The sequence below is a fragment of the Flaviflexus huanghaiensis genome, from assembly GCF_014118685.1.
Classification (GTDB): Bacteria; Actinomycetota; Actinomycetes; order Actinomycetales; family Actinomycetaceae; genus Flaviflexus; species Flaviflexus huanghaiensis.
In genome coordinates this window covers 55,910-73,603 of the sequence record NZ_JACFAK010000009.1, presented here as the reverse complement: position 1 = coordinate 73,603, position 17,694 = coordinate 55,910, and the positions used below count along the sequence as shown (strand labels likewise).

The following is a 17,694-nucleotide window of genomic DNA, read 5'->3' as shown; positions in this document are numbered from 1 at the left end:
CATGGGAATGTTTGAGCGCTTCATGGAGAAGGCCTCGCTCGCTGACGAGAGCGAAGAGTACCTCGATGACGAGGGCTACGAGTACGAGAACTACGACGAGGAGGCCCCTGTGAGTAGCATCAGGGCCGTGACGCCGGCCGAGGAGGTCTCCCGGATCGCCACCTGTTGGCCTCGCACATTCGCCGACATTCAGACGTTCGCCGATGAATTCCGCAAGGACCTTCCGGTCATCCTCAACCTCTCCCAGGCTGACGATGCAGCACGGCAGCGGATCGCGGACTTCGCCCTCGGAGTTTGCTACGGCCGGGGCGGCAACCTCAACCAGATCTCGGACGATGTGTTGCTCATGACTCCGTACTCGGTGCGGATGGAAGAGCATCGCGCTGACGGGACCAACCGACTCGGTCGTTAATGATCCTCCTTCTCACAATCCTGTTCTGGGCGCTATCGCTCTACACGTTTGTCCTTTTTGGCCGAGTCGTCATCGACCTCGTCTCCGTCTTCTCGCGAGACTGGCGTCCGACGGGCGGCCTGCTCATCCTTGCGAACATGGTGTTTCGTCTGACAGACCCGCCCCTGCGGTTCCTCAGGCGATTTATCCCGCCCCTGAGGATGGGTCCAGTGGCACTTGATATGGGGTTCCTTGTCCTCTTCTTCGGTGTCTCGATCGCCCAATGGATCATCCAAAGGATCATCATCGGACTCTAAGAGTTGACCTGACGCCTTTTCTGCGCTGACATTGACCGTGTTTCAGGATTGACTCGTGTAGTCTTATGTTCGATCCAGCACTTACTGACTGAAATTACGAGGTGAAGATATGGCGCTGCTCACTGAAGAGGATGTCGTAAACAAGACATTCGCCGAAACTCGCTATCGCGAAGAGGGCTACAACCAGGACGAGGTCGATGATTTCCTCGATGAGGTTGCGGAGACCATTAAGCAGCTGAGCGAGGAGCGCGATTCGTTGCGCGAGCAGCTCGCTACGGCCCAGGCGCGTGTTGGTGAGCTTGAGGCTGGCGCCGGTGATACTCCCGCGGCCGCCCCGCAAACGGCAGCCCCCCACGGGGTCGAGGAGTCCGGGGACCTGTCGAGCGCTGCGGCCGGTGTCCTTGCCCTCGCTCAGGAGCTCCATGACAAGTACGTCGCCGAGGGCAGGGAAGAGGGCGATCGCATCCTCGCTGAGGCGAACGCTGAGTCCACCCGCATCATCCGCGACGCGGAGGAGCAGCACAACCGCACCCTGACGAAGCTGGAGCAGGAGCGAGGCCTTCTCGAACGGAAGATCTCCGAACTGCGCGACTTCGAGCGCGATTACCGCTCTCGTATGAAGTCCTACCTGGAGTCCCTCCTGGCCAACGTCGATTCGGGCCAGGCCGGCGCCGGAAACATCTAGAGACTCGGAGTTCGATGGCGGCCTTCGGGCCGCCATCGTCATGCCATGTATAAGCGCGCACTGTCCTTCGGCCTCCTCGTCATCCTCGTCGATCAGGTGACGAAGTGGTGGGCCGAGAACGCCCTCGGAAACGGTGAGCGCATCTCCGTCATCGGCGATTTCCTCACGTTCGTCCTCGTCTACAACCCGGGCGCCGCTTTCTCGCTCGGCACGGGAAGCACGTGGATCTTCACGATCTTCTCGGTCGTTGTCGTCACCGCCATCATGTGGGTTTTGCGGAAGTGCGAATCTCGGGCGTGGGCGATCACTCTCGGAATCATCGCTGGCGGTGCCGTTGGCAATCTCATCGACCGCGTGTTCCGCGAACCGTCGGTCGGCCAGGGCCACGTCGTTGACTTCATTAGCTACAACGGATGGTTTGTCGGCAACGTTGCTGACATCGCTCTTGTTCTCGGCGTCATCGCACTCGTCATCATTGAATTGTTGGGAATTGAGTGTCGTGGGAGTGCGCCTGTGGAGGAGGCTGCGGATGAGTGAGCAGCGCACGTACTTCGTGCCGGACGGATTGGCTGGTGAACGTGTCGACGTTGGTGTCGCCCGACTGACCGGTCTATCACGGTCGAAGGCCGGGGAGCTCGTCGACGCGGATGCAGTGACCGTCGAGGGCAGCATCGTTGTCAGATCAAGACGCCTCATGGCAGGCGAACGGCTCGACGTCATCCTGCCCGCGCCGCAGGCCGCCGAGCCGGTCGAGACTCCGATCGACATGGATATCGTCCATGAAGATTCGGACATTATTGTTGTCGACAAACCTGCTGGTGTTGCCGCACACCCCTCGGTCGGATGGGAGGGTCCAAATGTTGTCGGAGCGCTCCGCGCCGCCGGGGTTACGATCACCTCACACGGCCCTGCCGAGCGGAAGGGCATCGTCCACCGGCTCGATGTCGGCACGTCAGGCCTCATGGCCGTTGCCAAGTCCGAACGTGCATACACAGCACTGAAGCGTGCCTTCAAGGAGCGCACGGTCGAGAAGATCTACCACTGCCTCGTCCAGGGGCATCCGTTCCCTCAGGTGGGAACGATCGATGCACCGATCGCCCGTGACCACCGCCACTCGTGGAAGATGGGGGTGGTGGCAGGTGGGAGGCCCGCGATTACTCACTACACGACGATCGAAACACTCGGCGGGGCAGCGCTACTTGAAATCGACCTTGAGACGGGCCGCACCCACCAAATCAGGGTCCACATGGCTGCCATCCATCATCCCGCGGTCGGTGACCCGCTCTACGGCTCTGATCCCACGCTGTCCGAGAAGCTCGGGCTGGATCGGCAGTGGCTCCACGCGTGCACACTGTCGTTCAACCACCCCGGAACGGGAAGACCGGTTACCTTTGAATCCGACTATCCTGAGGACCTGCAGCGGGCCCTTGACCGCATGAGAGAAGGAGACCTGTGGTGATCAGTCGCGTCCAGTCCGAGGAGGACATGGAGGCCGCCTGGGCCGTACGCAAAGAGGTGTTCGTCGACGAGCAAAACGTGCCGATCGAGGAAGAAATCGACGATCTTGACCAGGCGCCGACAACGATTCATTTGCTCGCCCGAGATGATGAGGGGCCTGCTGGCACCGGCCGAATCCTCCTCGACACCGCTGGTTATGTTCACCTCGGCCGCATCTGCATCGTCGCGCGCGTACGCGGGACCGGCCTCGGCAGGGAGCTCATGGCCGAGCTGGAAAAAGCCGCATACGACGCCTATGCGGACAACGGCAGGCTGACTATCGAGCTGTCTGCTCAGCGCGGTGCGCAGGGCTTCTATGAGAGCCTCGGGTACGACTACGTCAGCCACAGAGAGTATCTTGATGCAGGGATTTGGCACAAAGACATGAGGAAGACCATCGGCGGCTAAACTCGCTGCGGCCGTGACTACCACTTTTTTCACGTCCGGCAGAGATGGGTAGTGCACCCTCTGGCACCTCTCTTCCCTTCGGTGGCGGACCGACACTGTGACGATGGCCTTGTCGAATGTCCAGGTCAGGAGTCCTAGACTTGGTGCATGGCCGTTGCTGATAAGGATTTCGCGCATCTTCATGTCCACACCGAGTATTCGATGCTGGACGGTGCCGCGAAGATCGGAAAGCTCGTCGACGCGGCTGTTGCGAACGGCCAACCGGCCCTTGCGATCACAGATCACGGCTATCTGTTCGGGGCGTACGACTTTTATCGGACGGCGAAGAAGGCTGGGATCAAGCCGATTATCGGACTTGAGGCCTACATGACTCCCGGCATCTCCCGGTTCTCGAAGGAGCGTGTCCGCTGGGGCACCGAGGCCCAGCGGGCGGACGACGTGTCAGCAAACGGCGCCTACACGCACATGACTCTGCTCGCTCACTCGACCGAAGGCATGCACAACCTGTTCCGAATGGGCTCACGGTCATCGCTCGAGGGTCAGATGGGGAAGTGGCCCCGGATCGACCGCGAACTCCTCGAAATTTACTCGAACGGCCTCATCGGCACGGCGGGCTGTCCGTCGGGCGAGGTGCAGGTTCGCTTGCGTCTCGGTCAGTCGGCGGAGGCAATGAGAGCCGCCGGTGAAATGCAGGAGATCTTCGGACGCGAAAATTACTACGTCGAGATCATGGATCACGACAATCAGATCGAGCGGCGGGTTCGCAACGAGCTACTCGAGCTCGCGAAGAAGATCGGGGCCCCGATTATCGCGACGAACGACTCCCACTACGTCCATGAAGAGGATGCGAAGATTCAGGACGCGATGCTGTGCATCAACTCCGGTTCGCGGCTGACCGATCCGGATAGATTCAAGTTCGACGGTCACGGCTACCACCTGCGGACAACGGCTGAAATGGAACGGCTGTTCGGTGACATCCCCGGGGCGCTGTCCAACACGATCGCGGTCGCTGAACGGTGTGAGATGGAGTTCGTGACGTCGGCCGAAGGGGCGAACTTCATGCCGAAGTTCCCGGTCCCAGCTGGCGAGGACGAGACCTCCTGGTTCGTTAAGGAAGTCGAGAACGGCCTCCACGAGAGATTCGGCGAGCGAATCCCGGACGACGTCCGGTCACGGGCCGACTTCGAAGTTGAGGTCATCACCCGCATGGGGTTCCCCAGCTACTTCCTTGTCGTTTCCGACTACATCAAGTGGGCGAAGTCCCAAGGCATCAGAGTCGGTCCCGGTCGCGGTTCCGGCGCTGGCTCGATGGTGGCGTACGCCCTGCAGATCACGGACCTCAACCCGATTCCGCATGGTCTCCTCTTCGAGCGGTTCCTTAATCCCGAGCGCATCTCCATGCCCGATATCGATGTCGACTTCGATGAGCGCAGGCGTAACGAAGTTATCGAATACGTCGAGGAAAAATACGGCAAAGACAACGTCTCCCAGGTTGTCACCTACGGAACCATCAAGTCCAAGCAGGCTCTCAAGGATGCATCTCGGGTTCTTGGCTTCCCATTCGAAGTCGGCGAGAAGCTGACAAAGGCGATGCCGCCGTCCGTCCAGGGCAAGGACATTGCACTGTCCGATGTGTTCGATAAGAGCGCCAAACGATTTGCCGAAGCGTCGGAGTTTCGTAACTTCGTCGAGTCGACGAATGAGAACAAGGAAGTCTTCGGCCTCGCGACAGGGCTTGAAGGTCTCACGCGCCAATGGGGCGTCCACGCCTGTGCCGTCATCATGTCCTCGAGGAAGCTCGAGGACGTCATTCCGATTATGCAGCGACTGCAGGATGGCGCTGTCATTACCCAGTTCGAGTATCCCCAGTGCGAAGAGCTCGGGTTGCTCAAGATGGACTTCCTCGGGCTTCGGAACCTCACCGTCATCGAAGATACCCTCGAGAACATCCGCCGCAACGGCAAAGAAGCTCCCGTCATGGAAGAGGTGCCGTTCGACGACCGCGAAACCTATGAGCTCATGGCGAGGGCGGAGACTCTCGGCGTGTTCCAGCTCGATGGAGCCGGCATGCGTACCCTCCTCAAGCAAATGAAGCCGGACAACTTCGAGGACATCTCGGCCGTCTCTGCCCTGTACAGGCCCGGCCCGATGGGCGCTGGCTCGCACACAAACTATGCGCTGCGCAAGAACGGCCTGCAAAAGATCACCCCGATTCATCCGGAGCTTGAGGAACCTCTTGAGGAAATCCTCGGTACGACCTATGGCCTGATCGTCTATCAGGAGCAGGTCATGCAGATCGCGCAGAAGGTTGCCGGGTTCTCGCTCGGCAAGGCCGATGTTCTGCGCAAGGCGATGGGCAAGAAGCAGCTCGCAGTTCTCAACGCGCAGTTTGCGGATTTCGAGGCCGGCATGGTCGCGAACGGATTCTCCAAAGACACCGTCAAGATCCTGTGGGACATTCTCGTTCCGTTCTCCGAGTACGCCTTCAACAAGTCGCATTCCGCCGCCTACGGAGTCATCTCGTACTGGACGGCGTACCTCAAAGCCCACTTCCCAGCCGAGTTCATGGCGGCCCTCCTCACCTCTCAAAAGGACGACAAGAAGAAGCTCGCCCTCTATCTCGCTGAATGTCGCCGCATGGGGATCGTCGTCAAACAGCCAGACGCCAACGTCTCGGCCGCCGAATTTACGGCTGTTGGCGACGCAATTAACGTCGGCCTGTCCGCCATCCGCAACGTCGGCATGCACGTCGTCAACGGGATCATCTCCGCACGTAGGGAGAAGGGAGCCTTCACGTCCTTCCAGGACTTCCTTGAGAAAGTACCGTTGCCCGTCTGCAACAAGCGCGCCATCGACTCGCTCGTCAAGGCTGGGGCGTTCGATTCGCTCGGCCACAACCGCCGGCAGCTCGCACTCGCCGCCGAGGAAGCCGTTGACGTCGTCGTCGGAGTCAAGCGGAATGAGGCGGCGGGCCAGTTCGATCTGTTCGCCGACCTGGGTGGGGGCGCCGAACAGTTCAATCTCACCGTCCCGGACCTGCCGGAATGGGACAAGAAGACGAAGCTGGGCTTTGAGCGAGACATGCTTGGCCTCTACGTGTCAGACCATCCGCTGTCTGGGCTCGAATCGGCAGTGGAGCGCGCGGCCTCCATATCGATCGTCGCGATCTTCGAAGGCGAGGAGCGTGCCGACGGCGAGCAGGTGACTGTCGCCGGCCTCGTGACGTCGGTTGAGACCCGAGTGTCGAAAAAATCTGGGAAGCTGTGGGCCCAGGTTACTCTCGAGGATCTCACCGGTTCGATCACGATCAATGTTTTCCCCGCCACGTATCAGAACGTCGCCGATCAGCTCGTCGTCGATGCTGTTATTGCCATAAAGTCGCGGGTGTCAAACAGGGACGGTGACGTCCAGCTCAATGCTCAAGACGTGTCCTCGGTCGACAGGTCGGGGGCCGAGGATAGACCGTTCGACATTCATTTGCCCGAGGAGCGCTGTAGCGATGATCTCATGACAAGGCTCCGCTCGCTCCTCATCGATTACCCCGGTAATACGCCTGTGCGGCTCCACGTCAAGCGACCATCGTCGACTGTCGTCGTCGCGGTCGACCGGCGCTACCACGTCCAGGCCGGCCCGGCTCTTGCAGCCGATGTGGCGGTGCTCCTCGGTCAAAAGGCTCTCGGATGAGCAGACCAACACCTCAGTGCCCGATCAGGCCGGGGGAGCCCTGCACGCTGTGCCAGGCGTACGTCACCGGTCCCGAGGACTGCCAGACAGTCAAGCTTGTCATGGAGGATGAGGACCTGCGGGCCGAGCTTGCGATCAAGCGGCGGCAATACCGGGAGCGGCTGAAGCGGGCCCAGGGCGGACCGTAGAGTCCAAACCGCACCATCCTCCCGCACTGCCACGTGGCACTCTTAACGTGAAAGCTTCGATAATATGACACGGGTTCGACCCGGATTGACCGCCTGCCTAGCCGCTGGCATCTCCAGCCTCCTACTTAACCGACTCGTCCCTGGATTAAGCGCCCTCCTCGTCGCGATCCTCGCTGGCATCATCGTCGCCAATGTCGTCAAGGTCCCGGAGTCCCTCGAACCGGGCAGAGCCGTCGCTGCGAAACACGTGCTCCGAGTAGGCATCGTTCTTCTCGGGTTCTCGATTTCACTACATGACATCACAAATCTCGGGTGGGGCGTTGTCCTCACCGTCATCCTCACGGTGTTTATTGGGTTGTTCGGCACGATTGCCATCGGCACGAGGATTGGAGTGAGCCGCTCGCAGTCGGTGCTCATTGGAGCTGGCTTCTCGATCTGTGGCGCTGCCGCAGTGGCGGGTGTCGAGTCGACGATTAAGCGGAAGGATTCTGACGTCGCCACCGCGATTGGGCTTGTTGTCATCTACGGCACACTCATGATCGGCATCGTCCCTCTCGTGCTCGGGCTGTTTGGCTTCGATGACCGGCTCAACGGGCTTATGACCGGCGCCTCCATCCACGAAGTTGCCCAGGTTGTCGCCGTCGGCGGGATTATGGGCGGGGGAGTGCTCACTGTTGCCGTCATCGTCAAACTCGCCCGGGTTCTCATGCTCGCCCCCGTCATCGCCGTCCTCAACCTCCTCGAACGAGGTAGGGGCACCGCCACTCACGGATCGCCAATTCCCGCGTTCGTCGCTGGCTTCATAGGAGCCTCCATCGCGACAACGTTTGTCGACCTTCCCGCTACGCTACTGAGCGCGATCTCGATCGCGCAGACCATCTGCCTCGCTGCGGCCATGTTTGCGCTCGGGCTCGGAATCACGTTCTCCGCATTCAAGCAGGTCGGCTACAGGCCCGTCCTACTCGGCGGCCTGTCAACACTTCTTGTTGCCGCGGTCGCGAGCGTAGGGATGATCGCGCTGGGGTAGCGTGATGTGGGCCCAAATACGTTTCAGAGGAATTGGCGCGGGCTGTACGGCCTCAACTGTCCGGCTGTTAGAACCGCTGGCGGCCTCGTTTGACAAGGTAGATGCAGACGCCGGCGAAGATGACGGTCCAGGCGCTGACGTTGAGGAGCGCCTGCCACAGGGGCTCCGCCACCGGATCTCCGCTCGGGCCGTATCCGGTTCCCTCAAGTAGCGGGTAGCGCGCGAGAGAGACGTACCCGTACATCGGGGTGAGCTTCGCGAACGTCAGCAATGTCCCGGAGAGGGGAATGAACACGTTGCCGAGGAAGGCGAGGATGACGATGATGCCGCCGGAGATGGACGACGCAGCCTCCGAGGAGAAATAGAGGCCAAAGGCGAGCCCATACAGGGCGAAGATCATCGACCCGGCCGCGAGCAGGAGGCCCGACACGAGCCACGTCCGACCCGGCGCCTCCGAATCGAGAAGGAAGCCAACGAGGTAGATGAGGGAAATCGGAATAGTTGCGACCGTCATGGCGAGCGCGGTCTTAACGGCCACGTAGGTCCCCTGCTTCATCGGGGTGAGAGCGAGCTGCCGACCCCAGCCCTGGATTTTCTCCACGGCAGCCATGCTCGAGACCGATGCGGTTGCGGTTGCGGCGCCATATGCACTGAGCCCGATCATTGTCGACATGGCAACGTTGCCGTTGCCCACGCGAGCCTCCGCCGACGTCAGGGTCGTGCCGAAAATGATGTACATAAAAGCGGGTAGTGCAACGATGAAGAACAGAGAAGAATAGTCACGCAAAATCCGAGCGAACTCGATGCGGTACATGGTGGCGTTCACAGCGGCCTGTCCTTGGTCATGTCGACGAATGCGTCCTCGAGCGAGGGCGCGGCGATCTCGAGCGCGCTCACCCCGTTGATAGCAAGCAGGGCGCGGGCGAGCCCGTCTGTGTCCCTATCCCGTGCGATGAGGATGCCGTCGTCAAGGGTGTAGGACAGATCTGCGGAGAACCGCTGAAGAACATCGTGCACCGCGCGTTCGTCCGCAACACGCGCGGTGAGGACACGAATGTCGGTATAGGTGCGGATTTTCTCCATGGGGCCGTCGGCGATGACTCGGCCGTGCGCGATGAGGATGACCCGCTCAGCGAAAGCCTGCGCCTCCTCAAGATAGTGGGTGGCGAAAATGATCGTACGTCCCTCTCGGGCCTCGGCTTGCATCGTCGCCCAAAACGACCGCCGTGCTGCCACGTCCATCCCCGCCGTCGGTTCGTCGAGCACGAGGATGTGCGGGTTGGGCAAGAGCGACAGCGCGAACTTCAGGCGTTGCTGTTCACCGCCGGAGCAGAGCGAAACCTTGCGTCCCGCAAGGTGGGCGATGCCGGCCCGGTCGAGGGCCTCCCGGCCAAGCGTGGGGGTGCGGTACGTCGAGGCGATGTAGTCGACGACTTCGCCCACCCTCAGGTCGTTGAGGAGCCCGCCAGTCTGGAGGACAGCACTGATCTCGCCCGTCGCGATCGCCTCGCGCGGAGTGGAGCCGTTGACGGTGATGGTTCCTGACGTCGGGGTCGTAAGCCCGAGGACCATGTCGAGCGCTGTCGTCTTGCCGGCTCCGTTCGGACCGAGAAAGGCGACAATCTCGCCACGGTCGATGACGGCATCAATGCCGTCTACCGCGCGGACAGCGCCGCGCCGGAAGTGTTTCGTGAGGCCGGATATGCAGATCGCGGGGGACCTGCCCGCCTGGTCATGACGCATACGCACATCATCTCCCGCTTCGACGTCTCGTCAACCGACCAACGTCCACCCGAGTGTTACGGATGGAGGCCCTGGTCGACAGAGTGGCGCGGCAAAGGTCTCAAGCTGAGGGTGTGACCGTGATCGTCTCGCCGTGAACAGAGACGGTGTCACCGTCGGACAGCTGCCTCCCACGCTGGGTGCAGACCTCGCCGTTGACCTCGACATCGCCCGACTCGATGAGATCGCGAGCGTGTGCGCCGGATTCGACCATACCCGCAAGCTTGAGAAGCTGCCCGAGACGAATGGGTAGCCGGGCATTGACGTCAGTCATTGACGAGCCTTTCCCGCGCTCGCTTTCGCCACCCAATGCCGAGCACGACGATGGTGACGAGGAGAAGGATGAGCGCGATTCCGTAGGGCGACCCGGCGAAGGCGGCAATGACGGCGCCCCACACAGAAAAACCGATGGTGGAGTAAATGAGAGCCCATGCCATGCAGCCAGGGAACATGGCAGCCGTGTAGCGGATCGGGGTGAATTTAATGAGGCCCGCAGCAAACTGGATGATCGACTGGAAGCCGACAGTGAGGAACGACAGCGGGATAATGATCCAGCCACGCCGGTGGATCGTGTCAATTCCGGCCGTAACCGAGTCCTGTTCCGACCAGTCGTAGAACCGCCGACGCCACCCGTCCTCCGGCACGTTCGTCTTCAGTCGTGTCGTGACGTAATAGCCGATCCAGTATGTCGCCTGCGCCCGGCAGAACACGATGAAGAGGAGAGTGACGTAGACGAGGAGGAAAGGCCCCGTTGAAAAGAACTCCGTCATTCGACAGCCTGGCAGTCAGCGCATACGCCGTACACCTCGAACGTGTGGGACACGGAGGAGAAGCCGTGCTTCGCGGCCACACCGTCGGCCCACTGTTCGATTGTCATGTCGGCAAGCTCTTTCGTCATCCCGCAACGTCGGCAAATAAGGTGGTGGTGGTGTGCTTCGCGCACGCACTTGCGGTAGAGCATCTCGCCGTCACTGTCGCGAAGGCAGTCAACGTCGCCATCGTCTGCAAACATCTGCAGAGTCCGGTAAACGGTGGCGAGCCCGACGTCTTCACCCTGTTCCGTGATCATCTCGTGTAGCCGCTGCGCGGACATGAACCTATCTGTCGAATCGAGTGTGTTGCGAATGATCGAGCGGGCCCTCGTGGGCCTGCGGGAGGGCTGAGTTACTGCGTTTGACACTCGTCACCTCTCAGCGCGTCATCCATGGTCGGATGGGGGTCCCTCTGTGGCGATCTTACTAGGAGTGGCCGGATGATCGATAGGACCGCGTACAGACCAACCGCGATCGTCACGATCATGGCCCCCGGCGAGATGTCATAGGCATAAGTGATGATAAGGCCCGCCTCGGCGACGACAACCCCGATGAGCATAGCGAGGCGCATCGTCATGACGAAGGAGCGCGTCACGAGCTGTGCGGTCGCAACAGGGATGACCATGAGTGCGGACACCATGAGGACACCGACGACTCGCATAGCGACCGCGACGGTCAGCGCTGCCGTGACGGAGATGAGGACCGACAGTGCGCGCACGGGCAGGCCCGAGGCGGTCGCGAACTCCTCATCGTGGCAGAGCGCGAAGAGCGCTGGCCGAAGGCCGAGACCGACGATAAAGACAATGATCGCCAAGAAGAACGAGAGCCACAGATCCATGACGGTGACGGTGGAAATCGACCCGAACAGGTAGGCATTGAGGTTATTTGTCGTGCCGCCCGCGATCCCAATGAGGAGGACGCCACCGGCGATTCCGCCGTAGAACAATAACGCAAGTGCGACGTCACCGGACGCCTTTCCCCGGTCCCGCAGATATTCGATGATGAGAGCGCCGAGGATCGAGGCGACGACCGCTCCGGGAACCGCCCAATCGTCGCGATTCGATGCGCCAGCGGCAGCGGCGGCGAGCCAGCCGGCGGCAACGCCGGTCAGCGCCATATGTCCGATACCATCCCCGAGAAGGGTGAGGCGGCGCTGGACGAGGTAGGTGCCCATGACGGGGGCGGAGACGCCGACGATTGCGGCGACGATGAGGGCGCGGCGTAGCAAACCGTTGCTCCACATCTCAACGAGAATATCCATCACAGCCCCTCCATATCGGGTGTGCGGAACGACATCCACTCAGCCGTATGCTCGTGTTCGTGATCATGATCGGGATCGTCGTGTCCCGGAGCCACGCGCGGAGCGTCCCCGCGGTGGACAATTCTGCCGTGCTCGATGACGATCGTGTGATCGATGAGGGGACGCAAGTTCTGAAGCTCGTGGAGGACGACAACGATCGTCAGGCCCTCATCGTGCTTCTTCGTCAGGGTGGCGGTCAGTGTTTCTCTCGATTCCTTATCGACCCCGGAGAACGGTTCGTCGAGAAAAAGAAGGGACGGGTTCGACACGAGCGCACGCGCGAGCATGACGCGCTGTTGCTGGCCGCCCGAAAAGGTTTGGACGGATTCCCCTGCCCGGTGGGCAAGGCCGACACTGTCGAGCGCGGCCATAGCCCTGTCTTTATGGCCCTTCTTGAAGCGGAGTGACCTGCCGTAAAGCAACCCGGACGCGACGACCTCGAGGGCAGTGGCTGGCACGCCTGCGGTCGACGTGGGGCGCTGGGGAGCGTAGCCGATCTTTCCCCACTCGACGTGACGCCCAGGTAGCGTCTGCCCGAGAAGCTCGATCGAACCGGTGTGAGGGTAGATGCCGAGCACGGCCCGGACAAGGGAGGACTTCCCTGAGCCGTTCGGGCCGAGGATCGCCATGGTCGTGCCCTCCGCGATGTCGAGATCGATTCCCGACAGGATCTGTGACGATCCCATCCGAACGCCGACATTGCGGAGTCGTACTGCCGTCACCGGCAACCCAGAGCGGCTCGGAGCTTAGCGAGGTTGTTGCGCATGATGTCATCGTAGTCGAGGTCTGGGTCGACCTGAGTTGCGGCAGCATCGAGCACATCGACTCGAACGCCAGCCTCCTCGGCCAGGGCCTGAACGAGGCCGCGCTCGGCCTGCGACGTTGTGAAGATGACATCGACGCCGGCGTCCTCCACCAGCGCAGTGACCTCGGCGACGCGTTTCGGTGAGGGTTCCGTGTCGATTTCGATGCCAGCGATCGCCTGCTGGTCGAGATCGTACGAGAAGGCAAGATAGCTGAACGCCTCGTGAGAGACAACGAACGTCGAGCTCTCACATTGCGAGAGTCCCTCCCTGTAGTCGCTGTCCAGCTGCTCCATCCGCGCGACGAAGTCCTCAGCGTTGGCTCGGAATTCGTCCGCGTTGTCCGGGTCGATGTCGGCGAGCTCATCTGCGACCGGCTGTGCGAGCATCGCCATGCGGGCAGGGTCAAGCCAGAAATGGGGGTCGAGCCCCAGGTGACTATGGCCGTCATCGGCTGCCTCTTCGTCCGAGTGCTCCTCGTCCTCGTGGAGTTCTGAATGTCCGGACAGCTCCTCGCGCTCCCTGAGGTCGACATGATCGGCAGCGTCGATCACCCTCGTGGGGTTCGTGGCGGCAACAGCATCGTCCATGGCGTTCTGGTAACCGGACAGCGTGATGACAAGGTCTGCTCGCTCGAGATCGGTTACCTGGCGTGGGGAGAGCTCCAGGGCGTGATCGTCTGAGCCTGCCGGCGTCAGCGACCTGGCTGAGACGTGGTTCCCGCCGATTTCTTCGGCGACATATTCGAGGGGGTAGGTCGAGGTCATGACCGTGATCGCGTCTGTCTCCGCCTCGGTATCGGCCGAACACCCGGAGATGACAAGTGCAACGACACCGAGCGTTGCGGCGCTGAGAATTCTCTTCATGAGAATCATTCTCGACAGAGTGAGAATGATTGTCAATCTCATGAACGCGGCCCTCGTCACGCCCGATATGGGTTTCCGCGCAACTTCGGGGATACTTGACACGTTGCCCCCGTGCCATCCAGGTACGGGTTACAGAAAGGTTCCCATGGCTACTTCGAAACTTGACAGCGTCATCTCCCTCGCCAAGCGTCGCGGATTCGTTTACCCGTCCGGTGAGATCTACGGCGGTACGCGTTCGGCGTGGGATTACGGCCCGCTCGGCGTCGAGCTGAAAGAGAACATCAAGCGTCAGTGGTGGCGCAGCATCGTTCAGGGCCGCGACGACGTCGTGGGTCTCGACTCGTCAATTATCCTGCCGCGAGACGTCTGGGTTGCCTCGGGCCACCTAGCTGCGTTCTCCGATCCGCTGACCGAATGCATGTCCTGCCACAAGCGTTTCCGCCTTGATCAGATGCAGGAGGAGTACGCGCACAAGAAGGGCATCGAGGACTACGAGTCGGTGCCGGTTGAGGACCTGCCCTGTCCGAGCTGTGGCACCCGTGGCCAGTGGACGGAGCCACGCGACTTTAACATGATGCTCAAGACATTCCTCGGGCCCGTTGAGGACGAGTCAGGTCTGCACTACCTCCGCCCGGAAACCGCCCAGGGCATCTTCGTCAACTTCAACAACGTCATGACCTCGGCCCGGCAGAAGCCGCCTTTCGGCATCGCCCAGATTGGCAAGTCCTTCCGCAACGAGATCACCCCCGGGAACTTCATCTTCCGCACGCGCGAATTTGAGCAGATGGAGCTCGAGTTCTTTGTCAAGCCCGGCACGGATGAAGAGTGGCACGAGCACTGGATCCAGGCCCGCACCGACTGGTACGTCGACCTTGGCATCTCCCGCGAAAACCTCCGCCACTACGAGCACCCGAAAGAGAAGCTGTCGCACTACGCGAAGCGCACAGTCGACATCGAGTACAAGTTCGGGTTCCAGGGTGGGGACTGGGGCGAACTCGAGGGCGTCGCTAATCGCACCGACTTCGACCTGGGCACCCACACGAAGCACTCAGGCAAGAAGCTCGAGTACTTCGACCAGCAGACCGGGGAGCGTTACACCCCCTACGTCATCGAGCCGTCAGCGGGCCTCACCCGCTCGCTCATGACATTCCTCGTCGAAGCCTACGAGGAGGACGAGGCCCCGAACACGAAGGGTGGCGTCGACACCCGCACGGTGCTCAGACTCGACCCACGTCTCGCCCCGGTTAAGGCAGCGGTGCTTCCACTATCGCGCAAGCCCGAGCTCACAGGACCGGCGAAGGAGCTCGCGAAGGAGCTTCGCCAGTCCTTCAACATCGAGTATGACGATGCGGGGGCTGTTGGTCGCCGCTACCGCCGCCAGGACGAGATTGGCACGCCATACTGCGTGACGTACGACTTCGACTCGATCGACGACGGGGCCGTCACCATTCGCGACCGCGACACGATGACACAGGAACGCGTCAACCTGTCGCAGGTTGGTACCTACCTGAACGAGCGGATTCCCCGCTAGTGCACATGCGGACCCGGCCCGGGGATGACTCCCTCGGACCGGGTGTGGCGAGGCGGGCTGCCGCGTGGCAGGCCGCCATCGTCATCCCGCTCGCACTGGCGACTCTCCTCGGGCTCATTGTTCTCTGGCCGAGTGACAGCCCCGCGGGTTCTGTGCCTATCACAGCGGAGTCCGTGTCTCTCGAGACCGGCACGATCGTCCACATCGGCAAGACCGACGAGGTCGGGGCGACCGAGGTACGGATGAGTCTCACGGGGTCGGGCACCGACGTTCCCGTGCACGTTCCTGCCGAAATCGTCGCGAACGGTCTTGACGTGGGGGACCGGATCGAGGCGATGTTCACCCCGGCCGCGGTCGGCACCGGTACGCCCTACATCTTCTGGGACTTCGAGCGCGACGTCGAACTCTGGCTCCTCATTGGCCTCTACATCCTCGTTGTCGCTCTCGTGGCGCGCGGCAAGGGTCTCGCTGCCGTTGCGGGGCTCGCGATCTCCCTCGCCGTCGTCGTCCTCTTCATGCTTCCCGCCCTGCTGGCAGGCGAGAGCCCATTCCTCGTCGTCATCGTTGGGGCGGGAGCGATGATGTTTGCCTCCATCTATCTCGCCCACGGCATCTCCATCCGCACGACGACTGCGATCCTTGGAACGGCGGGAGGGCTCCTCGTGACCGCAACCCTCGCGGTCACTGCCGCTGACTGGACGAATCTCACAGGAACCCTGTCGGACTCCGCACTGTCGCTCTCCGGGTACGGAATTCAGCTCGACCAAATACTCATCTGCGGGATGATCCTCGCCGGACTAGGCGCGCTCAACGACGTGACGATCACCCAGGTCTCAACCGTCTGGGAGCTGAGAGCAGCGAATCCCACAGCAACTGTCACACAGCTCTATCGACAGGCAATGGTAGTCGGCCGGGACCACATCGCCTCAACGATCTACACGCTTGCCTTCGCCTACGTGGGCACCGCACTGCCCCTCCTCATGGCGGCCGCTATTATCGACAGGACGTTTCTCGATACACTGTCGACCGGCGACATCGCAGAGGAGATCGTGCGCACCCTCGTCGCGTCCATCGGTCTCGTCCTCGCCATCCCACTGACCACCGGAATCGCAGCGAGGCTCGCACGTGCCTGAACTGACCATCGGTCCACTGACCGTCACCGACGTCGTCCTAGCCCCCATGGCTGGCGTGACCAACCCACCCTTCCGCAGGCTCTGCCGAGAGGCGGGTGAACAGGGTGCCCGCCAGGCAGGCTACGACGGGATCTCAGGCCTTTACGTCTGTGAAATGGTGACAACGCGCGCGCTCGTCGAGCGCCATCCCGAGACCCTGAGAATGATCGAACCCGACCCGGGCGATCCGATCCGCTCCATCCAGCTGTATGGCGTCGAGCCGAAGACGGTGGGAGCGGCTGTCAACATGCTCGTGGACGAGGATCGGGCAGATCACATCGATCTGAATTTCGGATGTCCGGTGCCGAAGGTGACGCGTCGCGGCGGGGGAGCGGCGCTCCCTTGGAAGCTCGACCTTTTCGAATCGATCGTCAGCGCCGCCGTCGCTAACTCTGGTGGCATCCCCATCACGGTCAAGACCCGGGTTGGCATCGACGCTTACCACGAGACCTACCGCGACGCCGGTCGGATCGCGCAGGATGCCGGGATTGCCGCCATGTCGCTACACGGGCGAACGATGACGCAACACTACGCGGGCCGCGCCGACTGGGACACGATCGCTACCCTCGTTGAGGACCTCGACATTCCCGTCCTCGGCAACGGCGACCTCTTCAGCGCGGATGATGCGCGGGCTATGCGTGAGCACACCGGATGTGCGGGTATCGTCGTCGGCCGCGGCTGCCAGGGTAGGCCGTGGATCTTCACCGATCTTGTCGCCGATTCCCATGGCTCGACTGTCCGGGCGCGACCTACCTTCCGAGACGTCGCCGCGACGATCCATCGCCACGCGGAGTACTCGATCGAGCACTTTGGGGACGAACTACGTGCCATGAGAGAGTTGCGCAAGCACATCACCTGGTACCTGCGGGGCTTCTCCGTTGGTGGGGAACGGCGCCGCGACCTCGCCCTCGTGACCACTCTCGCCGAGCTTGACGAGCGTCTCGCCGATATCCCAGATCAGGACTACCCCGACGCAGCCGACGGCCCTCGGGGCAGGGCTGGCACAGAAAAGAGGCCGCACCTGCCGGAATTCTGGCTCGACTCCCGGCAGCTCTCCGCCGAGCAGCAACTGAAAATTCAGGCTGCAGAGGTCAACATCTCCGGCGGATAAGCCAACCTATTCGAACGCCCAGCAGATGGATGACGGTGTCCCCATCGGCACCCACGGCCCGGTTCTCCGCCGGCCGGTGCGCCGACCGTCAGTCCTCTGTCGCCGAAGGTAGCCGGGGTA

Annotated in this window: 20 protein-coding genes; 12 read left to right on the top strand and 8 right to left on the bottom strand. The window is 61.7% G+C overall.

Annotation, left to right across the window (positions count from 1 at the left end; translation table 11 throughout):
* Window position 1: 1 nt before the first annotated feature.
* The 9 genes from H7E91_RS08075 (at window position 2) to H7E91_RS08035 (ending at window position 8,197) form a co-directional block, all read left to right on the top strand.
* Complete coding sequence (locus tag H7E91_RS08075) at window positions 2–412, top strand: cell division protein SepF (protein WP_182354587.1); 411 nt, start codon at window positions 2–4, stop codon at window positions 410–412.
* Window positions 412–708 (top strand): YggT family protein, encoded by a 297-nt coding sequence (locus H7E91_RS08070; protein WP_182354586.1) that lies wholly within the window; start codon window positions 412–414, stop codon window positions 706–708. The genes H7E91_RS08075 and H7E91_RS08070 overlap by 1 nt, the downstream gene beginning before the upstream one ends.
* Window positions 709–817: 109 nt before the next feature.
* The gene (locus H7E91_RS08065; RefSeq protein WP_182354585.1) at window positions 818–1,393 is read left to right on the top strand and encodes a DivIVA domain-containing protein; all 576 of its coding nucleotides are present in this window, start codon (window positions 818–820) and stop codon (window positions 1,391–1,393) included.
* A 45-nt stretch (window positions 1,394–1,438) separates the two neighbouring features.
* Complete coding sequence (gene lspA, locus H7E91_RS08060; RefSeq protein WP_182354584.1) at window positions 1,439–1,930, top strand: signal peptidase II; 492 nt, start codon at window positions 1,439–1,441, stop codon at window positions 1,928–1,930.
* A complete protein-coding gene (locus H7E91_RS08055) occupies window positions 1,923–2,852 on the top strand; it encodes an RluA family pseudouridine synthase (RefSeq protein ID WP_182354583.1) in 930 nt (309 codons plus the stop codon). The genes lspA and H7E91_RS08055 overlap by 8 nt, the downstream gene beginning before the upstream one ends.
* Window positions 2,849–3,298, top strand: a complete 450-nt coding sequence (locus H7E91_RS08050; protein ID WP_206680389.1) for a GNAT family N-acetyltransferase — start codon at window positions 2,849–2,851, stop codon at window positions 3,296–3,298. The genes H7E91_RS08055 and H7E91_RS08050 overlap by 4 nt, the downstream gene beginning before the upstream one ends.
* A gap of 147 nt (window positions 3,299–3,445) precedes the next feature.
* Entirely contained in the window at window positions 3,446–6,982 is a 3,537-nt protein-coding gene (dnaE, locus tag H7E91_RS08045; RefSeq protein WP_182354582.1) for a DNA polymerase III subunit alpha, read from the top strand.
* On the top strand, window positions 6,979–7,170 hold the full coding sequence (locus tag H7E91_RS08040) for a DUF6767 domain-containing protein (RefSeq protein ID WP_182354581.1): 192 nt from the start codon (window positions 6,979–6,981) through the stop codon (window positions 7,168–7,170). The genes dnaE and H7E91_RS08040 overlap by 4 nt, the downstream gene beginning before the upstream one ends.
* Window positions 7,171–7,234: 64 nt before the next feature.
* Complete coding sequence (locus tag H7E91_RS08035) at window positions 7,235–8,197, top strand: YeiH family protein (RefSeq protein ID WP_182354580.1); 963 nt, start codon at window positions 7,235–7,237, stop codon at window positions 8,195–8,197.
* Window positions 8,198–8,264: 67 nt separating this feature from the next.
* Here the strand turns inward: H7E91_RS08035 and H7E91_RS08030 are convergent, their stop codons facing one another.
* From H7E91_RS08030 to H7E91_RS07995, 8 genes are all read right to left on the bottom strand, one after another.
* The gene (locus H7E91_RS08030; protein ID WP_182354579.1) at window positions 8,265–9,023 is read right to left on the bottom strand and encodes an ABC transporter permease; all 759 of its coding nucleotides are present in this window, start codon (window positions 9,021–9,023) and stop codon (window positions 8,265–8,267) included.
* Complete coding sequence (locus H7E91_RS08025) at window positions 9,020–9,940, bottom strand: ABC transporter ATP-binding protein (protein ID WP_182354578.1); 921 nt, start codon at window positions 9,938–9,940, stop codon at window positions 9,020–9,022. Before H7E91_RS08025 ends, H7E91_RS08030 begins: the two co-directional genes overlap by 4 nt.
* Window positions 9,941–10,040: 100 nt before the next feature.
* On the bottom strand, window positions 10,041–10,253 hold the full coding sequence (locus H7E91_RS08020) for an RNA-binding S4 domain-containing protein (RefSeq protein WP_182354577.1): 213 nt from the start codon (window positions 10,251–10,253) through the stop codon (window positions 10,041–10,043).
* Window positions 10,246–10,749 (bottom strand): DedA family protein, encoded by a 504-nt coding sequence (locus tag H7E91_RS08015; RefSeq protein ID WP_182354576.1) that lies wholly within the window; start codon window positions 10,747–10,749, stop codon window positions 10,246–10,248. The genes H7E91_RS08020 and H7E91_RS08015 overlap by 8 nt, the downstream gene beginning before the upstream one ends.
* The gene (locus tag H7E91_RS08010) at window positions 10,746–11,159 is read right to left on the bottom strand and encodes a transcriptional repressor (protein ID WP_182354575.1); all 414 of its coding nucleotides are present in this window, start codon (window positions 11,157–11,159) and stop codon (window positions 10,746–10,748) included. Before H7E91_RS08010 ends, H7E91_RS08015 begins: the two co-directional genes overlap by 4 nt.
* The gene (locus H7E91_RS08005) at window positions 11,144–12,055 is read right to left on the bottom strand and encodes a metal ABC transporter permease (protein WP_338401771.1); all 912 of its coding nucleotides are present in this window, start codon (window positions 12,053–12,055) and stop codon (window positions 11,144–11,146) included. The genes H7E91_RS08010 and H7E91_RS08005 overlap by 16 nt, the downstream gene beginning before the upstream one ends.
* The gene (locus H7E91_RS08000; protein WP_338401770.1) at window positions 12,052–12,813 is read right to left on the bottom strand and encodes a metal ABC transporter ATP-binding protein; all 762 of its coding nucleotides are present in this window, start codon (window positions 12,811–12,813) and stop codon (window positions 12,052–12,054) included. Before H7E91_RS08000 ends, H7E91_RS08005 begins: the two co-directional genes overlap by 4 nt.
* Window positions 12,810–13,802 carry a metal ABC transporter substrate-binding protein gene (locus tag H7E91_RS07995; RefSeq protein ID WP_182354573.1) on the bottom strand — a complete coding sequence of 331 codons (993 nt, stop codon included), beginning with the start codon at window positions 13,800–13,802 and terminating at the stop codon, window positions 12,810–12,812. Before H7E91_RS07995 ends, H7E91_RS08000 begins: the two co-directional genes overlap by 4 nt.
* A gap of 103 nt (window positions 13,803–13,905) precedes the next feature.
* Here H7E91_RS07995 and H7E91_RS07990 point away from each other — a divergent pair, with 103 nt between their 5' ends.
* The 3 genes from H7E91_RS07990 to dusB are packed head-to-tail and all read left to right on the top strand — an operon-like array spanning window position 13,906 to window position 17,574.
* Window positions 13,906–15,291 carry a glycine--tRNA ligase gene (locus H7E91_RS07990; RefSeq protein ID WP_182354572.1) on the top strand — a complete coding sequence of 462 codons (1,386 nt, stop codon included), beginning with the start codon at window positions 13,906–13,908 and terminating at the stop codon, window positions 15,289–15,291.
* A gap of 5 nt (window positions 15,292–15,296) precedes the next feature.
* The gene (locus tag H7E91_RS07985; RefSeq protein WP_182354571.1) at window positions 15,297–16,424 is read left to right on the top strand and encodes a YibE/F family protein; all 1,128 of its coding nucleotides are present in this window, start codon (window positions 15,297–15,299) and stop codon (window positions 16,422–16,424) included.
* Window positions 16,417–17,574 carry a tRNA dihydrouridine synthase DusB gene (gene dusB, locus H7E91_RS07980; protein WP_182354570.1) on the top strand — a complete coding sequence of 386 codons (1,158 nt, stop codon included), beginning with the start codon at window positions 16,417–16,419 and terminating at the stop codon, window positions 17,572–17,574. The genes H7E91_RS07985 and dusB overlap by 8 nt, the downstream gene beginning before the upstream one ends.
* The last annotated feature ends 120 nt before the right edge of the window (window positions 17,575–17,694 follow it).